We start from the raw sequence: 18015 nt of genomic DNA on the forward strand, positions 1-18015 counted from the left end.
GCTAAGGGGCGCATCTGACAGATCGAAAGCAGACCGCATGTCCTTCACCCTCGCCATCGTGGGCCGTCCCAACGTCGGCAAATCCACCCTGTTCAACCGCCTTGTCGGCAAGCGCCTGGCGCTGGTCGACGATACGCCGGGCGTGACCCGCGACCTGCGCGAAGGCGCGGCCCGTCTCGGCGACCTGCGGTTCACGGTGATCGACACCGCGGGGCTTGAGGAAGCGACCGACGACAGCCTTCAGGGCCGGATGCGCCGCCTGACCGAACGCGCCGTGGACATGGCCGACATCTGCCTGTTCATGATCGACGCCCGCACCGGCGTCACCCCGACCGACCAGGTCTTTGCCGACATCCTGCGCAAGCGCAGCGCCCATGTGATCCTCGCCGCGAACAAGGCCGAAGGCGCGGCCGCCGACGCCGGCGTGATCGAAGCCTATGCGCTCGGCCTGGGCGAGCCGATCCGCATGTCCGCCGAACATAACGAAGGGCTGAACGATCTCTATGCCCAGCTGATGCCGCTTTCCGACGCCTTCGAGGCGCAGGCCGACTCCGACACGCCGGAAACCGATGTCGATCTCGACGAGGACGGCGAAGACCTGTCCGACGCGCCCCCGGTGCCGACCCGCGCCAAGCCGCTTCAGGTCGCGGTCGTCGGGCGTCCGAATGCCGGGAAATCCACCCTGATCAACAAGATCCTCGGCGAGGACCGGCTGCTGACCGGCCCCGAGGCCGGGATCACCCGCGACGCGATCTCGCTGACCACGGACTGGGCCGGGCCGGACGGCGTCGCGGTGCCGATGCGGATCTTCGACACCGCCGGCATGCGCCGCAAGGCCAAGGTGCAGGAAAAGCTGGAAAAACTCTCGGTCAGCGACGGGCTGCGCGCGGTCAAGTTCGCCGAGGTCGTGGTGGTGCTGCTGGACGCGGCGATCCCCTTCGAACAGCAGGACCTGCGCATCGCCGACCTGGCGGAACGCGAAGGCCGCGCGGTGGTGGTCGCGGTCAACAAGTGGGACATCGAAGAACACAAGCAGGAAAAGCTGCGCGAGCTGCGCGAAAGCTTCGAACGGCTGCTGCCGCAGCTGCGCGGCGCGCCGTTGGTCACGGTCAGCGCGAAGACCGGTCGGGGGCTGGACCGGCTGCACACGGCGGTGATGCGTGCCTACGAGGTCTGGAACCGCCGGGTGCCGACCGCGGCGCTGAACCGCTGGCTGACCGGGATGCTGGAACAGCATCCGCCCCCGGCGCCGCAGGGCAAGCGGATCAAGCTGCGCTACATGACCCAGGCCAAGACCCGGCCGCCGGGATTCGTGGTGATGTGCAGCCATCCCGACAAGATGCCGGCCAGCTATTCACGCTATCTTGTCAACGGGTTGCGCGCCGACTTTGACATGCCCGGCACGCCGATCCGGCTGCACCTGCGCAGCCAGAACGCGGCCAACCCCTACAAGGGCCGCAAGAAGGCCGGCCCGTCCAAACTGCGCAAGCACAGCGAAGGGCGGCGCAGGACCTGACCGGCCTCCGGACCGCCCGGCGCTGCGCCGAAATCCGCCGGCGGCGGTCCAATTGCCGCTCTTGCCGCGGCAAGGATTGCGCTGGACAGCCGGACCTGTGAAACTGCCGGGTGAAACCCTGGCGTTTCGTTCAACAGGTATCCAGCAGGGGCCATCATGGATATTCGCGAACACACCCGTCAATTCATCGCGAAGGACAACCGCATCGCGGCGCTGAGCTTCTTCGGGACCTTCGCGGTCTATTTCGGGTCGCTCTGGCTGGCGATCGCGGCCGCGCAGCCCTGGCTGGTGCTGCCCGCCATGGCCGTGCACGCGTTTTCCGCCGTGCGGCTCTACGTGCTCCAGCACGACACCGGCCACCATTCGCTGTTCGAAACCCGCGCCCAGAACGAACTGGCGGGCCATGCGCTGTCGCCCTTCACCTTCGCGCCCTTCGAGGTGATGAAGCAGAATCACAACCTGCACCACGCCGGGGTCGGCAATCTCGACCACCGCGAGACCGGCGAGATCCACACCATGACCCTGCGCGAATGGAACAAGGCCGGGTTCTGGACCCGCCTGCAATACCGGCTCTACCGCAATCCCTTCGTGCTCGTGCCGCTGGGGGCCTTCTTCACCTATTTCATCCGCTACCGCTGGCCCAAGAACACGCTGCGATTCGGCTGGAAAGGCGTGGTCCTGCACAATCTCGCGGTGCTGGCCTGGGTCGGGGCGATCTTCGCGCTGTCGGGCTGGCACGGCCTCGGCATCTATTTCGCCGCTTCGATGATGGGCGGGATGCTCGGGGTCTTCCTCGTCTACCTGCAACACAATTTCGAGGACACCTACTGGGACCGCCGGCCCGATCTCGATCCGCAGATCGCGGCGATTCAGGGTTCGTCCTGTCTCGATTTCGGGGCCTGGTTCGATCACGCGGTGGCCTGCATCACGCTGCACGACATCCACCACCTGAATTCGCGCATCCCGTCCTACCGGCTGCGCGCCTGCCACTACAGCCTGCCGGAAGAATTCGCGCCGCGCCGGATCAGGTTCCCCGAAGCGGTGGCGGCGCTGAACCTCAAGCTCTGGGACGAAGACGCCGGACGGCTGGTGCCGTTTCCCGGACCCGACGCCGCCCGCCGCAGCGCCGGGGCCACCGGCTAGCGGACCAGCTTCGCCAGCGCCACCGCCGAGATCAGCGCGGCGGCCGCGCCGGCCAGCACCAGCACGGTCAGCGACTGCGTCAGGTTGGCCACGACCACCGCGGCCAGCGCCCAGACCAGCGCCGCAGCGTATTCCGGAACGTCCGGCACCCGGCGCAGCACGAACAGCCCGATGGCCGCCGCGATCAAGAGCGCGATCGCCGCCGCCGCGATCTGTCCGGTCACGCCCCATCCGGCCAGCACCAGTCCGACAGATACCGCGCTGGCCGCCGTCAGCCAGCCGGCATAAAGCGCCACCGGCGCCCGCCCCAGCCAGCGGTCGAGCACGGGTGCGGCCCGCAACGCCATCAGGGCCGACACCAGCATGACCCAGATCAGCACCGTCGCGCCCAGCGGGCTGATCAGCGCCACCGGCAGCCAGGCCGCGCCAGCGCCAAGGGACAGCGCCAGCGGCGCGCGCATCGGCTGCCAGTCCACCGCGCGGGCGCGGGCGAAAAACCCGAACCCCGCGCCGATCAGCAGCCAGCCATAGATCACCCCCCAGATCGCAAAGGCATAGCCCGCAGGCTGCACCGGCGCGTCCACCTGCGGCACCGGGAACTGATCCGGCTCGAACCCGCCGAACCCCGGAACCAGCAGCGGCGATGCGGCAAAGGCCGCCGCCGCCAGCAGCACCAGCGCCGCCATGAACGGCGTGGGATGACCCGTCATGCCAATGCGCCGTCCGCGGTCAGGGTCAGCTTGCCGCCGAGCCAGGGCGCGAGAACCTCGGGCAGCGTGACCGACCCGTCCGCCTGCTGGCCGTTCTCCAGCACCGCGATCAGGCAGCGCCCCACGGCGAGGCCCGACCCGTTCAGCGTGTGCACGAATTCGGGCTTGGCCCCCGGCTCGGGCCGGAACCGCGCGTTCATCCGCCGCGCCTGGAAATCGCCCGTCGTGCTGACCGAAGAAATCTCGCGATAGGCATCCTGCCCCGGCAGCCAGGCCTCGATGTCATAGGTGCGCCGCGCCCCGAACCCCATGTCGCCGGTGCAGAGCACCACCGTGCGATAGGGCAGGCCCAGACGCTCCAGCAGGTCCTCGGCACAGCGCAGCATCCGTTTCTGTTCGGCGTCGCTCTCCTCCGGGCGGGTGATGCTGACCATCTCGACCTTCTCGAACTGGTGCTGGCGCAGCATCCCTGCCGTGTCCTTGCCCGCACTCCCGGCCTCGCTCCTGAAACACAGCGTATGCGCGGTCATCCGGATCGGCAGCGCGTCCGCTTCCAGTATCTCGCCCGCCACCGAATAGGTCAGCGGCACTTCGGATGTCGGCACCAGCCACCAGTCGTTGGTGGTCTGGTAACTGTCGTCTCCGAATTTCGGCAGCTTGTCGGTGCCATACATCGCCTCGTCGCGCACCAGCACCGGCGGGTTGACCTCGGTGAGCCCGTTCTCGGCGATATGCGTGTCCAGCATGAACTGCGCCAGCGCCCGGTGGATGCGCGCCACCGCGCCGGTCAGCACCACGAACCGGCTGCCGGAAATCTTGGCCCCCATCTCGAAATCCATCGACGCCGCCACGCCCGCGATCTCGAAATGCTCCCTGGGCGTGAAACCGAACGCTCGCGGCGCGCCCCAGCGGTTGACCTCGACATTCCCGGTCTCGTCCGCCCCGTCGGGCACGTCATCCGCCGGGGCGTTGGCGATGCGGGCCAGCATGTCGGTGAGCTTCGCGTCCAGATCCTTGGCCTCTGCGGCCAGTGCCGCGACCTCGGCCTTCTTCTCCGCGACCAGCGCGCGCAGGCGTTCGAATTCCGCCTCCTCGCCCCTGGCCTTGGCCGCGCCGACCTCCTTGCTGGCCTTGTTCTGCTCGGCCTGCGCCGCCTCGCTGGCGGCGATCCGTTCCCGGCGCGCCGAATCCAGATCGAGCACCGCCGCCGCCATCGGAGCCTCGCCCCGCCGCGCGAGAGCGGCGTCGAAAGCCTCCGGGTTGTCACGAATGGCGCGAATGTCATGCATGGGTCTGGTCCTTGATATGCGAGTCGTCTCGGCGCCTTATGCCTCATGTGCAAGTGCAAGGGTAGGTGGGATTGCCCACCTCAGGACCGGCTATCGACGCGCGGCATCAGCCCGGATGCCCCGCCCGGCTGCGCCCGGCCTTCCCCCCGCGAGGGCGCTTTGGCGATGTCACGCAAAGCAAGAACGACAAGGCAGCTTGGGAGCGCATCACTCCGAACGACCCGGACAAATACGCCCTCCCAGGCTCGGGCGCGGCCCTCACCACGTCGCGGGATCGTCGGGATCGAAGCCGATCTCCTCCTGCCAGGCGCGCCACATGATCGCGAAATGGTCCCAGTGCAGGTTTCCCCGTTCCCAATGCGCAGGCGGCGACCCAAAGAGCGTCACGGACGCGTCGCCGAACACCTCGTCCAGCGACAGGGATGTCAGATGCTTCGCCCGCGTCAGGTCGAACATCCACATGGCGCTGCCGCGCAGCCGTGCCGATTGCAGGCCGGTGCCGTTGTCCAGGTCGATGGACGACAGCAGGGCGCCCTGAAGGCCGGTTTCCGCGAGATCGACCTCGCGCAGGTCCACGCTCGACAGGATGGCGCGCTGCATCCGCGCATTGGCCAGCCGGGCCCGTTTCAGGTTTGCATAGCCCAGCTTGGCGTCGGTCATGTCCGCGTGATTCAATTGCGCCTTAACCAGCTTGCAGACCTGAAGGTTGGCGCGCCGGAAAGACGCGCCGCGCAGGTCGGCCCCGATCATTTCGGCGTCCTGCAGCGTGGCATCGTCGAATACCAGGTCGCGCAGATCGAACCCCGCCAGATTCGCCATTCGCAGATCGATCTCCACCGTGTCCGGGTCCACACCCTCGATCTTCTTCATCCGCCCGATGGCCTGCGCTGCCGCCTCCATGTCGGCGCGCGGGTGTTCCTCGTGGTCCGGTCCGATGCCCTTGGACAATTGCCGCAGGTAGACGCAGAGCAGGCGGGCGATTCGCGGGGCTTCCTCCGGACGTTCCTGCGCCAGCGCCTCCAGCCGGTCGATGGCCGTGACCCGGCGGACGATGTCGTCCTCGATGAATCCCAGTTCTTCGGCGTCGTCCATCTTCTTCTTGCGTCGGATCTCGCGCCGCGCATGCAGGTCGTCGGCGGCGGAATTGATCTTGTCATTAAACAGGGCCTCTTCGGTTGCCGTTGCCTGTCTTTCGGCGGCTTTGGTCTGCCGTTCCGTGGTGAACACGCGAATATAGGCAAAGAGCAGGGTGAACAGCGCGCCCAGTGCCGCCAGCATCGCCAGCATGATCGATCCGTGCCAGCGGATGTCTGAAGCGTTCTCTTTGGCGGTTTCGAGACTCGGATAGCTCCAGGCCAGCGCCAGCAGTTCCCAAAGCACTGCCAGGAAAACGATCACGCCAAAAGGCAGGGAGAGGAGTCCGAACCACCCCAACGCGTTCAGCGGCTTGTTCTCCGAGAAACGTGGCCCCTTGGCGCGCTTGTCCGACGCGACGCCGCTGATCGTCCAGTAGATCGCGATCACGAGCAGAACCAGCAGGATCGCCGGGATCGCAGCCGGGTCCGAGAGCGCTTCTCTGACATTCCCGAACATGTGACCCCGTCGCTGCTGTTCCTTCACACCATGACGCCCATTCACGCCTCTGCCAAGACCTGCTTCCGGGTCCGGAACCGCCTGTCGGGTCTGCAAGCGCGTATGCACGCGGTATGCACGGCATATGCACGCCCGGCACACGCGGTTTTGCTGCCCGCGCCGCCTTGCAAACGCCCCGCTCTGCGCATAGGTTCCGCCAAAATCGCGGGCAGGGGTCCGCCAGTCAACCAAAAGGAACATCTCATGGATGGTGGCGCTTTCGCCCAGTTTCTCCCGCTCGTTCTGATCTTCGCGATCATGTATTTCCTGCTGATCCGGCCGCAGCAGAAAAAGCTCAAGCAGCACCAGGCGATGGTCTCCGCCCTGCGCCGCGGCGACCAGGTGGTCACCCAGGGCGGGTTGATCGGCAAGGTCGTCAAGGTCAAGGACGACAACGAGATCGAGGTCGAACTGGCCGAGAACGTCAAGGTGCGGGTGGTGAAATCGACCATCGCGACGGTGACGAGCAAGACCGAACCAGCAAACTGACTCTGCCTGTTAAGATCCTGAAAAGGCTGAGATATGCTGCAATTTGACCTTTGGAAAAGGGTGTTGATCTGGCTGATCTGCGCCGTCGGGATCTGGCTGGCTCTGCCGAACGCCTTCTACACCCGCGTCGAGGCCCACAACGACGCGGTCGCCGCGATCGACAAGGGTGGCGCGACCGGGGAACTCGATCGGCAGGTGGCGGCATGGCCGAGCTGGATGCCCTCTTCGCTGGTCAATCTCGGGCTCGACCTGCGCGGCGGCGCGCATCTGCTGGCCGAGGTCCAGGTCGCCGATGTCTATGAAAGCCGCATGCAGGCGATGTGGCCGGAAATCCGCGACGCCCTGCGCCCGGAACGCGACACAGTCGGCACGATCCGCCTGCAACCCTCTGATCCGCAAGAGATTCGTATCCGGATCGGCACGCCCGAAGGCATGCCCCGCGCGCTCGAAGTCGTGCGCGGACTGGCCCGCCCGATCCAGACCCTGACCGGCGTCGGCTCGACCGACATCGAGGTCCGGGGCGAGGATGACGTGATCGTCGTCACCCTGTCCGAAGCCGAGAAGCTCGCCACCGACGACCGCACCGTGCGCCAGTCGCTCGAGATCATCCGCCGTCGAATCGACGAGGTCGGAACCCGCGAACCGACGATCCAGCGCCAGGGCGAAGACCGCATCCTGATCCAGGTCCCCGGCATCGGCAGCGCGTCGGAACTCAAGGAGATCATCGGTACCACCGCGCAGCTGACCTTCCACCCGGTGGTCGGGCGCGGCAGCGACGGCGACGCCAACCCCGGCGTCGGCAACAAGATTGTTCCGGCGCTGGACGAACAGGGTGTCTTTTACACGCTGGAAGCCGCCCCCGTGGTCACCGGCGAAGAACTGGTCGATGCACAACCCGCCTTCGACCAGAACGGCCGCCCGGCGGTCAATTTCCGCTTCAACACCTCGGGCGCCCGCAAGTTCGGCGACTACACGGCGGAAAACATCGGCAGCCCCTTCGCCATCGTTCTCGATGACGAAGTGATCAGTGCGCCGGTGATCCAGAGCCATATTCCCGGCGGGTCCGGCATCATCACCGGCAATTTCACCGTCGAGGAAAGCACCAACCTGGCGGTCCTGCTGCGCGCGGGCGCGCTTCCGGCGGGGCTCGAATTTCTCGAAGAACGCACCATCGGTCCGGAACTGGGCCAGGACAGCATCGACGCGGGCAAGGTGGCGACCATCGTCGCCTTCGTGGCGGTGCTCACCTTCATGGCGCTCAGCTACGGCCTGTTCGGACTGTTCGCGAACATCGCCCTGATCCTGAACATCGCGCTGATCTTCGGCCTGCTGTCGCTGATGGGGGCGACGCTGACGCTGCCGGGCATTGCCGGTATCGTGCTGACCGTCGGCATGGCGGTGGATGCCAACGTGCTGGTCTTCGAACGGATCCGCGAGGAACTCAAGACATCGCGAGGTCCGGCGCGCGCCATCGAACTGGGCTATGAAAAGGCCCTGAGCGCCATCCTGGACGCCAATATCACGACGTTCATCACCGCGGTCATCCTGTTCGTCATGGGGTCGGGGCCGGTGCGCGGATTCGCGATCACCCTGGGTCTGGGCATCCTGACCTCGGTCTTCACGGCAATCTTCGTCACCCGGCTGATGATCGTCATGTGGTTCGAACGCCGCCGCCCCAAAACGATCGAGGTTTGACATGAGGCTGAAACTGGTTCCGCAGGAAACCTCCTTCGATTTCTTCAACCGCTGGAAACTGTGGCTGGGCATTTCGGCGATCATGGTCGTGGTGGCCTTTACGTCGTTCCTCGTGCAGGGGCTGAACTACGGGATAGATTTCCGTGGCGGCACCACGATCCGGACCGAAAGCGCGCAGCCGGTGGAAGTGGCGGAGTACCGCGCTGTTCTGGCAGAGCTCGGTCTGGGCGACGTCATCATCAGCGAGGTCTTCGATCCTTCGTTCGACGAAAACCAGCATGTCGCCATGGTGCGAATCCAGGCTCAGGACGGCGCCGAGGCGGTGACGCCCGAAACGATCGCGGAGGTCGAGGCCGCGCTCCGGATCGCGGCGCCGGACATCAGGTTCGTCTCGGTGGAATCGGTCGGCCCGAAAGTTTCCGGAGAGTTGATCACAACCGCCATCCTGGCGGTGTCGCTCGCCATCGGGGCGGTGCTGATCTACATCTGGCTGCGCTTTGAATGGCAATTCGCGCTCGGTGCCGTCGCGGCGCTGGTCCATGACGTCGTGCTGACCATCGGTATCTTCTCGGAGCTTCAGATCAAGTTCGATCTGGCGATTATCGCGGCGCTTCTGACAATCGTCGGCTATTCTCTGAACGACACCGTGGTCGTGTTCGACCGGGTGCGTGAAAACCTGCGGAAATACAAGCAGAAGTCCCTGAAGGATGTACTGAACCTGTCGATCAACGAAACGCTGTCACGCACCGTGATGACCTCTGTCACGACGCTGCTGGCGCTGATCTCGCTGTTCATTCTGGGCGGGGACGTGATCCGGGGCTTCGTCTTCGCGATGATCTGGGGCGTGATCGTCGGCACTTACAGTTCGATCTTCGTCGCCTCGACCATCCTTGTCTATCTCGGGGTAAAGCGCGACTGGAGCAAGCCGTCCAACACCGGCGGCAATCAATACGCCAACATTGATGCCTGACATTCTGGCCCAGGTTCTGGCGATGCCGGGACTGGGCTGGTTGATCGCGGCGGCCTTGGTCGCGGGACTGGTGCGGGGCTTTTCCGGGTTCGGAACCGCGATGATCTATCTGCCGGTGGCGGCGCAGGTGCTGCCGCCGCTCTGGGCCATCGTGACGCTGGTGGTGATGGATATTTTCGGTCCGGTGCCGAACCTGCCGCGCGCGTTCAGGGATGCGCACCGGCGCGATCTGGTTCTGCTGATCGGCGGAGCCTTCTGCCTCTTGCCCGTCGGCCTGTCGGTCCTGTCGCTGGCGGCGCCCGAACTCTACCGCTACGGCCTGTCCACTGTGTCGCTGGTGCTGGTGGCCTGCCTGGCGCTGGGGCTCCGGTATCACGGGGTGCTCTACCCGCCGCTGGTCGCGGGCATCGGGGCTTTCGCCGGGTTTCTCGGAGGATTGATCGGCGTTCCGGGGCCACCGGTCATCCTGTTCTACATGGCCAGCACGCTGCCGGTGCAGGTGGTGCGCGCCAATGTGCTGCTCTTCCTGTTCTTTTTCGATTTCCTGCTGCTCGGACTGGTCGCACTGCGCGGCGATCTGAGCGGCTTTCCGGTGGTCCTGGGCCTGCTGCTCGCCCTGCCGAATATCGCCGGAAACGTGATCGGCGCGATGGTTTTCAACCCGGCCCGTACCGGGCTATACAGGGCCATGGCCTATGCGATCGTGGCGGTTTCCGCGATCGCCGGGCTGCCCGCCTGGGATTGAGCGAACGGAGACCGACATGCGCCTGAACGAAGTCACCTTCACCGATGCCGTCCCCGTGGAAGGTTATGGCCCCGGCTTCTTCCGGATCGGCGGACAGGTGCATCGCGGGGCGGTTCTGACCGGTCCGGCGGGCACCGGAGCCTGGGGTGGATATGACGACAGCGCGCCCCTGCTGGCGCTGGCGGGGCGCATCGATGTCCTGTTCATCGGCACCGGGGCCGAGATCGCGCATATTCCCGCGACCCTGCGCGACGCCATCGAAACCGCCGGGATCGGGGTGGAGGTGATGAATTCGCCCTCGGCCTGCCGCAGCTACAACGTGCTGCTGTCCGAAGGCCGGCGGATCGCGCTGGCCCTGCTGCCGGTTTAGCCTTTTTCGCGCCGCCGCAATCGGTTATGCGGCTTACATGACGCTTGAAGTTTCGGATCTGTCGATCACGCGGGGCGGGGTCCCGGTGCTGCAAGGCCTCGGCTTTGCGCTCAGGCCCGGACATGCGCTGGTGGTGCGTGGTCCCAACGGTATCGGCAAGACGACCCTGTTGCGCACCCTGGCCGGATTGCAGCCGCCGCTGTCGGGGCGAATAGAGGGTGCCGATGAAACCATTGCCTATGCCGGCCATTCCGACGGGATCAAGCCGACGCTGACGGTGATCGAAAACCTGACCTTCTGGGCGCGCGTGTTCGGCGCCCGGAGCATCCAGCCCGCGCTGGATGCGTTCGACCTGAACGACCTGGCGGAACGCCATGCCGGCAACCTGTCCGCGGGGCAGAAACGGCGGCTGGGGCTGTCGCGGCTTCTCGTCACCGGACGGCCGATCTGGATGCTGGACGAGCCCACCGTGTCGCTGGATGTGTCTGCCGTCGCCATGTTCGCCGATGCGGTCCGGGCGCATCTGGGGCAGGGCGGTTCGGCGCTGATCGCCACCCATATCGACCTCGGGCTGGATGCAGAGATCCTGGATGTCGGCCCGTTCAAGGCAAGACCTCGGGAGATCGAGGATTTCGACGGAGATTTCCTGTGATCGCCCTGCTGATGCGCGACCTGAAACTGGCGTTTCGCGCCGGCGGCGGCTTTGGCCTCGGCCTGGCCTTCTTCCTTATCGTCACGGTTCTGGTGCCGTTCAGCGTCGGGCCGCAGTCGTCGCTGCTGGCGACGATCTCGCCGGGGGTTCTGTGGCTGGGCGCGCTGCTGGCGTGCCTCTTGTCGCTGGACCGTCTGCTGGCGCTCGACTGGGAAGACGGATCGCTCGACCTGCTGGCGACGGCGCCGCTGCCGCTGGAAGCCGTGGTGACGATCAAGGCGCTGGCGCATTGGATCACCACGGGGCTGCCGCTGGTTCTGGCCGCCCCGGTCCTGGGGGTCCTGCTGAACCTGCCGCAGCCGGGATTTGTCTGGCTGGTGGTTTCGCTGGCTCTCGGGACGCCGGCGCTGTCCGTCATCGGCACCTTCGGGGCCGCGCTGACGGTCGGGTTGAAACGCGGCGGACTGCTGCTGTCGCTGCTGGTTCTGCCGCTATACGTGCCGACCCTGATCTTCGGGGCCGAGGTCGCCCGGCGCGGCGCGATCAGCATGGAAACGAACACGCCGCTCCTGATGCTGGCGGGGATCACGGCGGGCGCTGTCGCGCTTCTGCCCTTTGCCAGCGCGGCGGTTCTGCGCGTCAATTTGCGTTGACCTTTGTCAATTGAGAAACACCCCGACTCGGACTAGATACTGCGCATGAGCATTTCCGCCAAAGCCAACCGCCTCTGGGCCTACGCCAATCCCAAGAAATTCCTCGAAACGACAGAGAAAGCTCTGCCGTTCTTCTGGGTCGCCGCGGCGCTCTGCCTGGTTGTGGGACTGGTCTGGGGGTTCTTCTTCACGCCGGATGACTACCGGCAGGGGTCCACCGTCAAGATCATCTATCTGCATGTGCCGTCGGCGCTGATGGCGATCAACATCTGGTTCATGATGTTGGTCACGTCGCTGGTCTGGCTGGTCCGGCGCCACCACGTCAGCGCGCTGGCCGCGCGCGCGGCCGCGCCGGTCGGAGTCGTGATGACGCTGATCGCGCTCGCCACCGGGGCGATCTGGGGCCAGCCGATGTGGGGCACCTGGTGGGCCTGGGACCCGCGTTTGACGTCGTTCCTGATCCTGTTCTTGTTCTATCTCGGCTATATCGCGCTCTGGGAAGCGATCGAGAACCCGGATACGGCGGCGGACCTGACCTCGGTCCTGTGCCTTGTCGGATCGGTGTTCGCGATCCTGTCGCGCTATGCGGTGAATTTCTGGAACCAGGGGCTGCATCAGGGCGCTTCGCTGTCTCTGGACAAGGAAGAGAACGTGGCCGATGTCTTCTGGGTGCCGCTGCTGGTCTGTATCGCCGGGTTCGTTCTGTTGTTCGTCGCGCTGGTTCTCTATCGCACCGGCACCGAAATCCGCGCCCGCCGGATCAAAGCGTTGCAGGCGCGGGAACGGGTAGGGGCATGATGCCGGATCTTGGAAAATACGCCGATGCGGTGCTGTCGGCCTATGCGGCGTCGATCCTGCTGCTGGTGCTGCTGGTGCTGGTCAGCCTGTGGCGGGGGCGCCGGATGCGCGCCGAATTGACGGCTGTCGAGAACAGGTTGAAACGCGATGGCTAAACTGTCTCCGCTGATAATCGCGCCGCCCCTGGTCTTTGGCGCGTTCGTCCTGCTTGCCGCTGTCGGCATGTTCCGGGACGATCCCGAGGCGCTGCCCTCGGCGCGGGCCGGGCAACCGGCGCCGCCCGTGGTTCTGACGGAACTGGCCGACAAGACCCTTTTTGACGACGCCACCCTGCGGGACGGACAGGTGAAGCTGGTCAACTACTGGGCCAGCTGGTGCGCGCCCTGTCGGGTCGAACATCCCAACCTCGAACAGTTGGCGGCAGAAGGCGTGCCGATCTATGGCGTCAACTACAAGGACGATCCGAACAATGCCGCCAAGTTCCTGACCGAGCTCGGGGATCCCTATACCGCGATCGGGGCGGATAGGGATGGCAAGATGGCTCTGGATTGGGGGGTATACGGTGTGCCCGAAACCTATGTGGTCGATGGAAACGGTGTGATCCTGCTGCGCGTGGCGGGGCCGGTGACGCAACGGGTGATGGAAGAGACCCTGCGCCCCGCGATGGAAGCATCCGACGGCGGCTGACGACACGCCCTCCGCCGGAACCAAAAAGGCCCCGCAGGTTGCGGGGCCTTTCGTCTTTTTGCGGGTCGAAAGGCTCAGGCGGCCTTGGCCAGATTGCGCAGCACGTAATGCAGGACGCCGCCGTGCTCGATGTATTCGATCTCGATTGCGGTATCGATCCGGCATTTCAGCGTGATCACCCGCTGGCTGCCGTCTGTCATCGTGATCGTGGCCGGGACCTCCTGAAGCGGTTGTATCGTATCCAGGCCGTGGATCGACACCGTTTCATCCCCGGTCAGGCCCAAGGACTTGCGGGTGTCACCACCGGTGAATTCGAACGGGATGACCCCCATGCCGACGAGGTTGGAGCGATGGATGCGCTCGAAGCTCTCGGCGATCACCGCCTTCACACCCAGGAGCGCCGTGCCTTTCGCCGCCCAGTCGCGGGACGATCCGGCGCCGTATTGTTCGCCGCCGAAGATGACCAGAGGAATGTCGGTTTCCTGATAGGCCATCGCCGCGTCGAAGATCGACATCTGCCTGCCGTCCGGCCCCTTGGTATAGCCGCCTTCGACGCCATCCAGCATCTCGTTGCGGATGCGGATGTTGGCGAATGTGCCGCGCATCATCACCTCGTGGTTGCCGCGGCGGCTGCCGTAGGAGTTGAATTCCCGCACCGGCACCTGATGGTTGGACAGGTATTGTCCCGCGGGCGTGGTTTCCTTGAACGATCCGGCCGGGCTGATGTGGTCGGTGGTGATCATGTCCCCCAGGACCGCGAGAACCTTGGCGCCTTCGATATTGCTGATCACACCGGGTTCCTTGCCCATGCCCTGGAAATAGGGCGGGTTCTGCACATAGGTGGACGCGGGCGGCCAGTCGTAGGTCTGGCTGTCGGTGGTTTCCACCGCCTGCCATTTCTCGTCGCCCTTGAACACGTCGGCATATTTGGTGAGGAACGCGTCGCGGGTGACGGTCTTTTCCACGAGGTCCGCGATTTCCTTGGACGTGGGCCAGATGTCCTTCAGGTAGACATCGTTGCCATCCTTGTCCTGACCCAGCGGTTCGTTGGCCAGATCGACGTTCATGTCCCCGGCCAGCGCATAGGCGACCACCAGCGGCGGGCTGGCGAGATAGTTGGCGCGCACATCCGGGCTGATCCGGCCTTCGAAGTTGCGGTTGCCGGACAGAACCGAGGTGGCGACCAGATCGCCCTTGGCGATGGCTTCGGACAGTTCCTTCTGGATCGGACCGGAGTTGCCGATACAGGTGGTGCAGCCATAGCCGACCAGGTTGAAGCCGATGGCGTCCAGATCCTCCTGCAACCCGGCCGCTTCCAGATAGGCCGACACCACCTGGCTGCCCGGCGCCAGCGAGGTCTTGACCCAGGGCTTGCGGGTCAGCCCGAGCGCGTGCGCCTTGCGCGCCACCAGCCCGGCGCCGATCATGACATAGGGGTTGGAGGTGTTGGTGCAGGAGGTGATCGAGGCGATCACGACCGATCCGTCGCGCAGTTCGTAATCCTCGCCTTCCACCTTGATCGACTTGCGCGGATCGATGAGCTCATCTGGCGCGGGGCCTTCTTCGGCCATGTCGGTGGCGGCTTGGCTTTCATCGACGCCGCGGTATTCGGACACGACCTTGAAGAAGGCATCCGCCGCCTGGTTGAGCGGAGTATAGTCCTGCGGCCGCTTGGGGCCGGAAATCGCCGGCACGATGGTGCCCATGTCCAGCGACAGCGTGTCGGTGTAGATCGGCGCATAGCCCGCGTCGCGCCACATGCCGTTTTCCTTGGCATAGGCTTCGACGAGCGCCACGCGGTCGGCGTCGCGCCCCGTGTTGCGCAGGTAACGCAGGGTTTCGTCGTCGATCGGGAAGAAGCCGCAGGTGGCACCGTATTCCGGCGCCATGTTGGCGATGGTCGCACGATCGGCCAGCGGCAGGTGGTCGAGCCCGGCACCGTAGAATTCGACGAACTTGCCGACAACGCCTTTCTTGCGCAGCATTTCCACCACTTTCAGCACGAGATCGGTGCCGGTGGTGCCTTCGATCATCTGGCCGGTCAGTTCGAAGCCGACGACCTCGGGGATCAGCATCGAGATCGGCTGGCCGAGCATTGCCGCTTCGGCCTCGATCCCGCCGACGCCCCAGCCCAGAACCGCCGCGCCGTTGACCATGGTGGTGTGGCTGTCGGTGCCGACCAGCGTGTCGGGATAGGCGACTTCGGCGCCGGTCTGGTCGGTGTCGGTCCAGACGGTCTGGGCGAGGTATTCCAGGTTCACCTGGTGGCAGATGCCCGTTCCCGGCGGCACCACGCGGAAGTTGTCGAACGCGCCCTGGCCCCATTTCAGGAACTGGTATCGTTCCATGTTGCGTTCATATTCGCGGTCCACGTTCATCTGGAACGCGCGCGGATTGCCGAATTCGTCGATCATCACCGAATGGTCGATGACCAGATCGACCGGGTTGAGCGGGTTGATCATCTCGGGCTTGCCGCCCAGTGCGACGATCCCATCCCGCATGGCGGCAAGATCGACCACCGCGGGAACCCCGGTGAAATCCTGCATCAGGACGCGGGCCGGGCGATAGGCGATCTCGCGCGGGTTCTGGCCACCCTTGGCGCCCCATTCGGCAAAGGCCCTGATGTCATCGACGCTGACGGTCTTGCCGTCCTCGAATCGCAGCATGTTTTCAAGAACCACCTTGAGCGCCGCCGGCAGGTTCGAGAAATCGCCCAGACCGGCTTCGGTCGCGGCGGGGATCGAATAATAGGAGATGGTCTTGCCATTCACACTCAGCGTCTTGCGTGTCTTGGCTGTGTCCTGTCCAACGGTGATGGGCATCTGATGGCCTTCCTCTAAAGAGTCGTGGATATTGGGAGTTCGCTGACCGTTATCTGCAACAGGACCGGCATGGGTTCAATAGAGATCGGAGGGGTGCGACGATTTTGTATACCATTGTATGCCGGCCTCTCCGGGGTCGGCCCCGCCACGCCGCGGCCGGCGTCTCAAGAAACCTTGATTGGCCAATTCCGACCGATGCAACTAGATCGTTGGAGGCCACAAGGGATAATCACCGGACATGAAACTGCGCGCCGCCGCATCGCTCGCGATATGGATGATTCTGACATCGAGCCTCTGGGCCGACTCCACGACAAGCCATCCGGTCGTGATCGAACTATTCACGTCGCAAGGCTGTTCGTCCTGTCCGCCGGCGGACAAGTTGCTGCATGACCTGACCGGACGGCCGGACGTGATCCCTCTGGCGTTGCATGTGGACTATTGGGACTACATCGGCTGGGAGGATTCCTTCGCGCGCGCCGAAAACACCCTGCGGCAACGCAAATACGCCCGCGCCGGAGGACGCAAGATGATCTACACGCCACAGATCATCGTCAATGGCCAGCAGGACATAGCCGGGGGGAACGCGATGAAATTGGCCGATGCGATCGCCCTGCACAAGGCCGAACCGTCCAGGGTTTCCCTGCGCGCCGGGCGCGATGACGACATTCTCAGCATCCAGGCCGAAACCCTGGCGCCTGTGGCGGCGCCGCTGACGGTGCTGGTGGTCCGATACACGCCGTTGCAGTCCGTGACCATCACCCGCGGCGAGAACGCCGGCCACACGATAGACTACGCCAATGTCGTGGATGAGATGACGGTCGTGGGTCACTGGGACGGAGGCGCGCCGCTCAGCCTCAGCGCCCAAATGGGCGGGTCGAAACCGGCGGCGGTTCTGCTTCAGTATCCGGGTCCGGGCGCCATCGTCGCCGCGGCCCGCGTGGACTGATCCTAGCCTTTCCAGCGCCGGTGAATCCAGAACCACTGGTCCATGTGGGCGCGCACGAGTTCTTCCAGGCCGTCATTGATCGCCTGGGTCATTGTCACCGCGTCCGAATGTTCGATCGGGGCGTGCATGACGATCGCGAAATCCAGGCCGTTCGGCTGGCGGATGGCATAGACTGGAATCAGCGCCGCATCGTGGCGCAGCGCCAGTTCGGCAGGAACGGTCGAGGTATTCGCGGGTTGTCCGAAAAAATTCAGGACGGTGCCGTCCTGGACGTGCAGATCGCCGACAATCGCGATGATGCCGCCGGCTTTCAGGTGGCGCACCATTTCGACCATGCCCCGGCGGCCCTGTTCGAACATCGGGGTGCCGATCGACGAAATCGTGCGCACGTAGTGTTCGTTGAAGTAGGGGTTCGCCATGCGGCGGTAGAGCGCGCCCATCTTGTGCCCGCGCCCGATCAGGTTCGCGCGCGCGGCATCGTAATTGCCGAAATGTCCGGTCATCAGGATGACTGGCCGTCCTTCCTCGCGCGCCCGTTCCAGCGCGGACAGTCCCGGACCACTGACCGGCGCGGCCCGCGCCCGGTCGATGAAATCCCGCCCGGCATAGAGTTCGATCAGGGTGCGCCCGGCATTGTCGGGCACGGCCTTGCACAGGCGGCGCACCTCGGCGTCGGCGAGGTCGGGCCGGGCCAGTTGCAGATTGTCCCGGACGCGCCGGTCAAACCCGGCCAGCGGCGCCATGACGCGGGACACCAGCCAGCCCATCGCGGGGATCCGCCGGTGGTAGGGGATCAGCCCGATGAGTCCGATCAACCCGCGCAAGAACAGGTTGGCGGCAAAATACTTCGCGCGATCCAGGCGGGACAGGTCGGAGAAATCTGCCGGCATTCAACGGT

Annotated in this window: 18 protein-coding genes; 13 read left to right on the forward strand and 5 right to left on the reverse strand. The window is 65.2% G+C overall.

Translation table 11 applies throughout. The features are described 5' to 3' along the window. Positions 1–37: 37 nt before the first annotated feature. A complete protein-coding gene (der, locus tag QO034_RS13440) occupies positions 38–1516 on the forward strand; it encodes a ribosome biogenesis GTPase Der (protein WP_284486060.1) in 1479 nt (492 codons plus the stop codon). A 156-nt stretch (positions 1517–1672) separates the two neighbouring features. Next, the gene (locus QO034_RS13445) at positions 1673–2659 is read left to right on the forward strand and encodes a fatty acid desaturase (protein WP_284486061.1); all 987 of its coding nucleotides are present in this window, start codon (positions 1673–1675) and stop codon (positions 2657–2659) included. Here QO034_RS13445 and QO034_RS13450 read toward each other — a convergent pair. The 3 genes from QO034_RS13450 to QO034_RS13460 all read right to left on the reverse strand — a co-directional run bounded on the left by QO034_RS13450 (position 2656) and on the right by QO034_RS13460 (position 6251). Continuing rightward, positions 2656–3369, reverse strand: coding sequence for a hypothetical protein (locus QO034_RS13450; protein ID WP_284486062.1), 714 nt, complete (start codon positions 3367–3369; stop codon positions 2656–2658). The two genes, QO034_RS13445 and QO034_RS13450, sit on opposite strands and share 4 nt — an antisense overlap. Then, complete coding sequence (gene serS / locus QO034_RS13455; RefSeq protein ID WP_284486063.1) at positions 3366–4658, reverse strand: serine--tRNA ligase; 1293 nt, start codon at positions 4656–4658, stop codon at positions 3366–3368. Before serS ends, QO034_RS13450 begins: the two co-directional genes overlap by 4 nt. A 258-nt stretch (positions 4659–4916) precedes the next feature. Further along, entirely contained in the window at positions 4917–6251 is a 1335-nt protein-coding gene (locus QO034_RS13460) for a pentapeptide repeat-containing protein (protein WP_284486064.1), read from the reverse strand. 243 nt (positions 6252–6494) lie between these two features. Here QO034_RS13460 and yajC point away from each other — a divergent pair, with 243 nt between their 5' ends. From yajC to QO034_RS13510, 10 genes are read left to right on the forward strand one after another with little or no spacing between them, the layout of a single operon-like run. After that, positions 6495–6779, forward strand: coding sequence for a preprotein translocase subunit YajC (gene yajC, locus QO034_RS13465; protein WP_284486065.1), 285 nt, complete (start codon positions 6495–6497; stop codon positions 6777–6779). A 33-nt stretch (positions 6780–6812) separates the two neighbouring features. Next, the gene (gene secD, locus QO034_RS13470; RefSeq protein WP_284486066.1) at positions 6813–8474 is read left to right on the forward strand and encodes a protein translocase subunit SecD; all 1662 of its coding nucleotides are present in this window, start codon (positions 6813–6815) and stop codon (positions 8472–8474) included. Between the two features lies 1 nt (position 8475). After that, a complete protein-coding gene (gene secF / locus QO034_RS13475; RefSeq protein WP_284486067.1) occupies positions 8476–9444 on the forward strand; it encodes a protein translocase subunit SecF in 969 nt (322 codons plus the stop codon). Further along, the gene (locus tag QO034_RS13480; protein ID WP_284486068.1) at positions 9437–10189 is read left to right on the forward strand and encodes a sulfite exporter TauE/SafE family protein; all 753 of its coding nucleotides are present in this window, start codon (positions 9437–9439) and stop codon (positions 10187–10189) included. The genes secF and QO034_RS13480 overlap by 8 nt, the downstream gene beginning before the upstream one ends. A gap of 16 nt (positions 10190–10205) precedes the next feature. Further along, a complete protein-coding gene (locus QO034_RS13485) occupies positions 10206–10559 on the forward strand; it encodes an Mth938-like domain-containing protein (RefSeq protein WP_284486069.1) in 354 nt (117 codons plus the stop codon). 37 nt (positions 10560–10596) lie between these two features. Next, positions 10597–11211, forward strand: a complete 615-nt coding sequence (gene ccmA, locus QO034_RS13490) for a heme ABC exporter ATP-binding protein CcmA (protein ID WP_284486070.1) — start codon at positions 10597–10599, stop codon at positions 11209–11211. Next, positions 11208–11864, forward strand: coding sequence for a heme exporter protein CcmB (gene ccmB, locus QO034_RS13495; protein ID WP_284486071.1), 657 nt, complete (start codon positions 11208–11210; stop codon positions 11862–11864). The genes ccmA and ccmB overlap by 4 nt, the downstream gene beginning before the upstream one ends. A gap of 45 nt (positions 11865–11909) precedes the next feature. Further along, positions 11910–12662 (forward strand): heme ABC transporter permease, encoded by a 753-nt coding sequence (locus tag QO034_RS13500; protein WP_284486072.1) that lies wholly within the window; start codon positions 11910–11912, stop codon positions 12660–12662. After that, entirely contained in the window at positions 12659–12817 is a 159-nt protein-coding gene (ccmD, locus tag QO034_RS13505) for a heme exporter protein CcmD (protein ID WP_284486073.1), read from the forward strand. The genes QO034_RS13500 and ccmD overlap by 4 nt, the downstream gene beginning before the upstream one ends. Continuing rightward, positions 12810–13349 (forward strand): DsbE family thiol:disulfide interchange protein, encoded by a 540-nt coding sequence (locus QO034_RS13510; protein WP_284486074.1) that lies wholly within the window; start codon positions 12810–12812, stop codon positions 13347–13349. Before ccmD ends, QO034_RS13510 begins: the two co-directional genes overlap by 8 nt. A gap of 74 nt (positions 13350–13423) precedes the next feature. Here QO034_RS13510 and acnA read toward each other — a convergent pair whose 3' ends face one another. Then, positions 13424–16171: an aconitate hydratase AcnA gene (acnA, locus tag QO034_RS13515; protein ID WP_284486075.1), complete on the reverse strand. Its 2748-nt coding sequence runs from the start codon at positions 16169–16171 to the stop codon at positions 13424–13426. Between the two features lie 238 nt (positions 16172–16409). Here acnA and QO034_RS13520 point away from each other — a divergent pair, with 238 nt between their 5' ends. Beyond that, a complete protein-coding gene (locus tag QO034_RS13520; protein ID WP_284486076.1) occupies positions 16410–17117 on the forward strand; it encodes a DUF1223 domain-containing protein in 708 nt (235 codons plus the stop codon). A gap of 2 nt (positions 17118–17119) precedes the next feature. Here the strand turns inward: QO034_RS13520 and QO034_RS13525 are convergent, their stop codons facing one another. Next, the gene (locus tag QO034_RS13525) at positions 17120–18007 is read right to left on the reverse strand and encodes a lysophospholipid acyltransferase family protein (protein WP_284486077.1); all 888 of its coding nucleotides are present in this window, start codon (positions 18005–18007) and stop codon (positions 17120–17122) included. Between the last annotated feature and the right edge of the window lie 8 nt (positions 18008–18015).

The sequence above is a fragment of the Sedimentitalea xiamensis genome, assembly GCF_030164465.1.
Taxonomy (GTDB): Bacteria; Pseudomonadota; Alphaproteobacteria; order Rhodobacterales; family Rhodobacteraceae; genus Sedimentitalea; species Sedimentitalea xiamensis.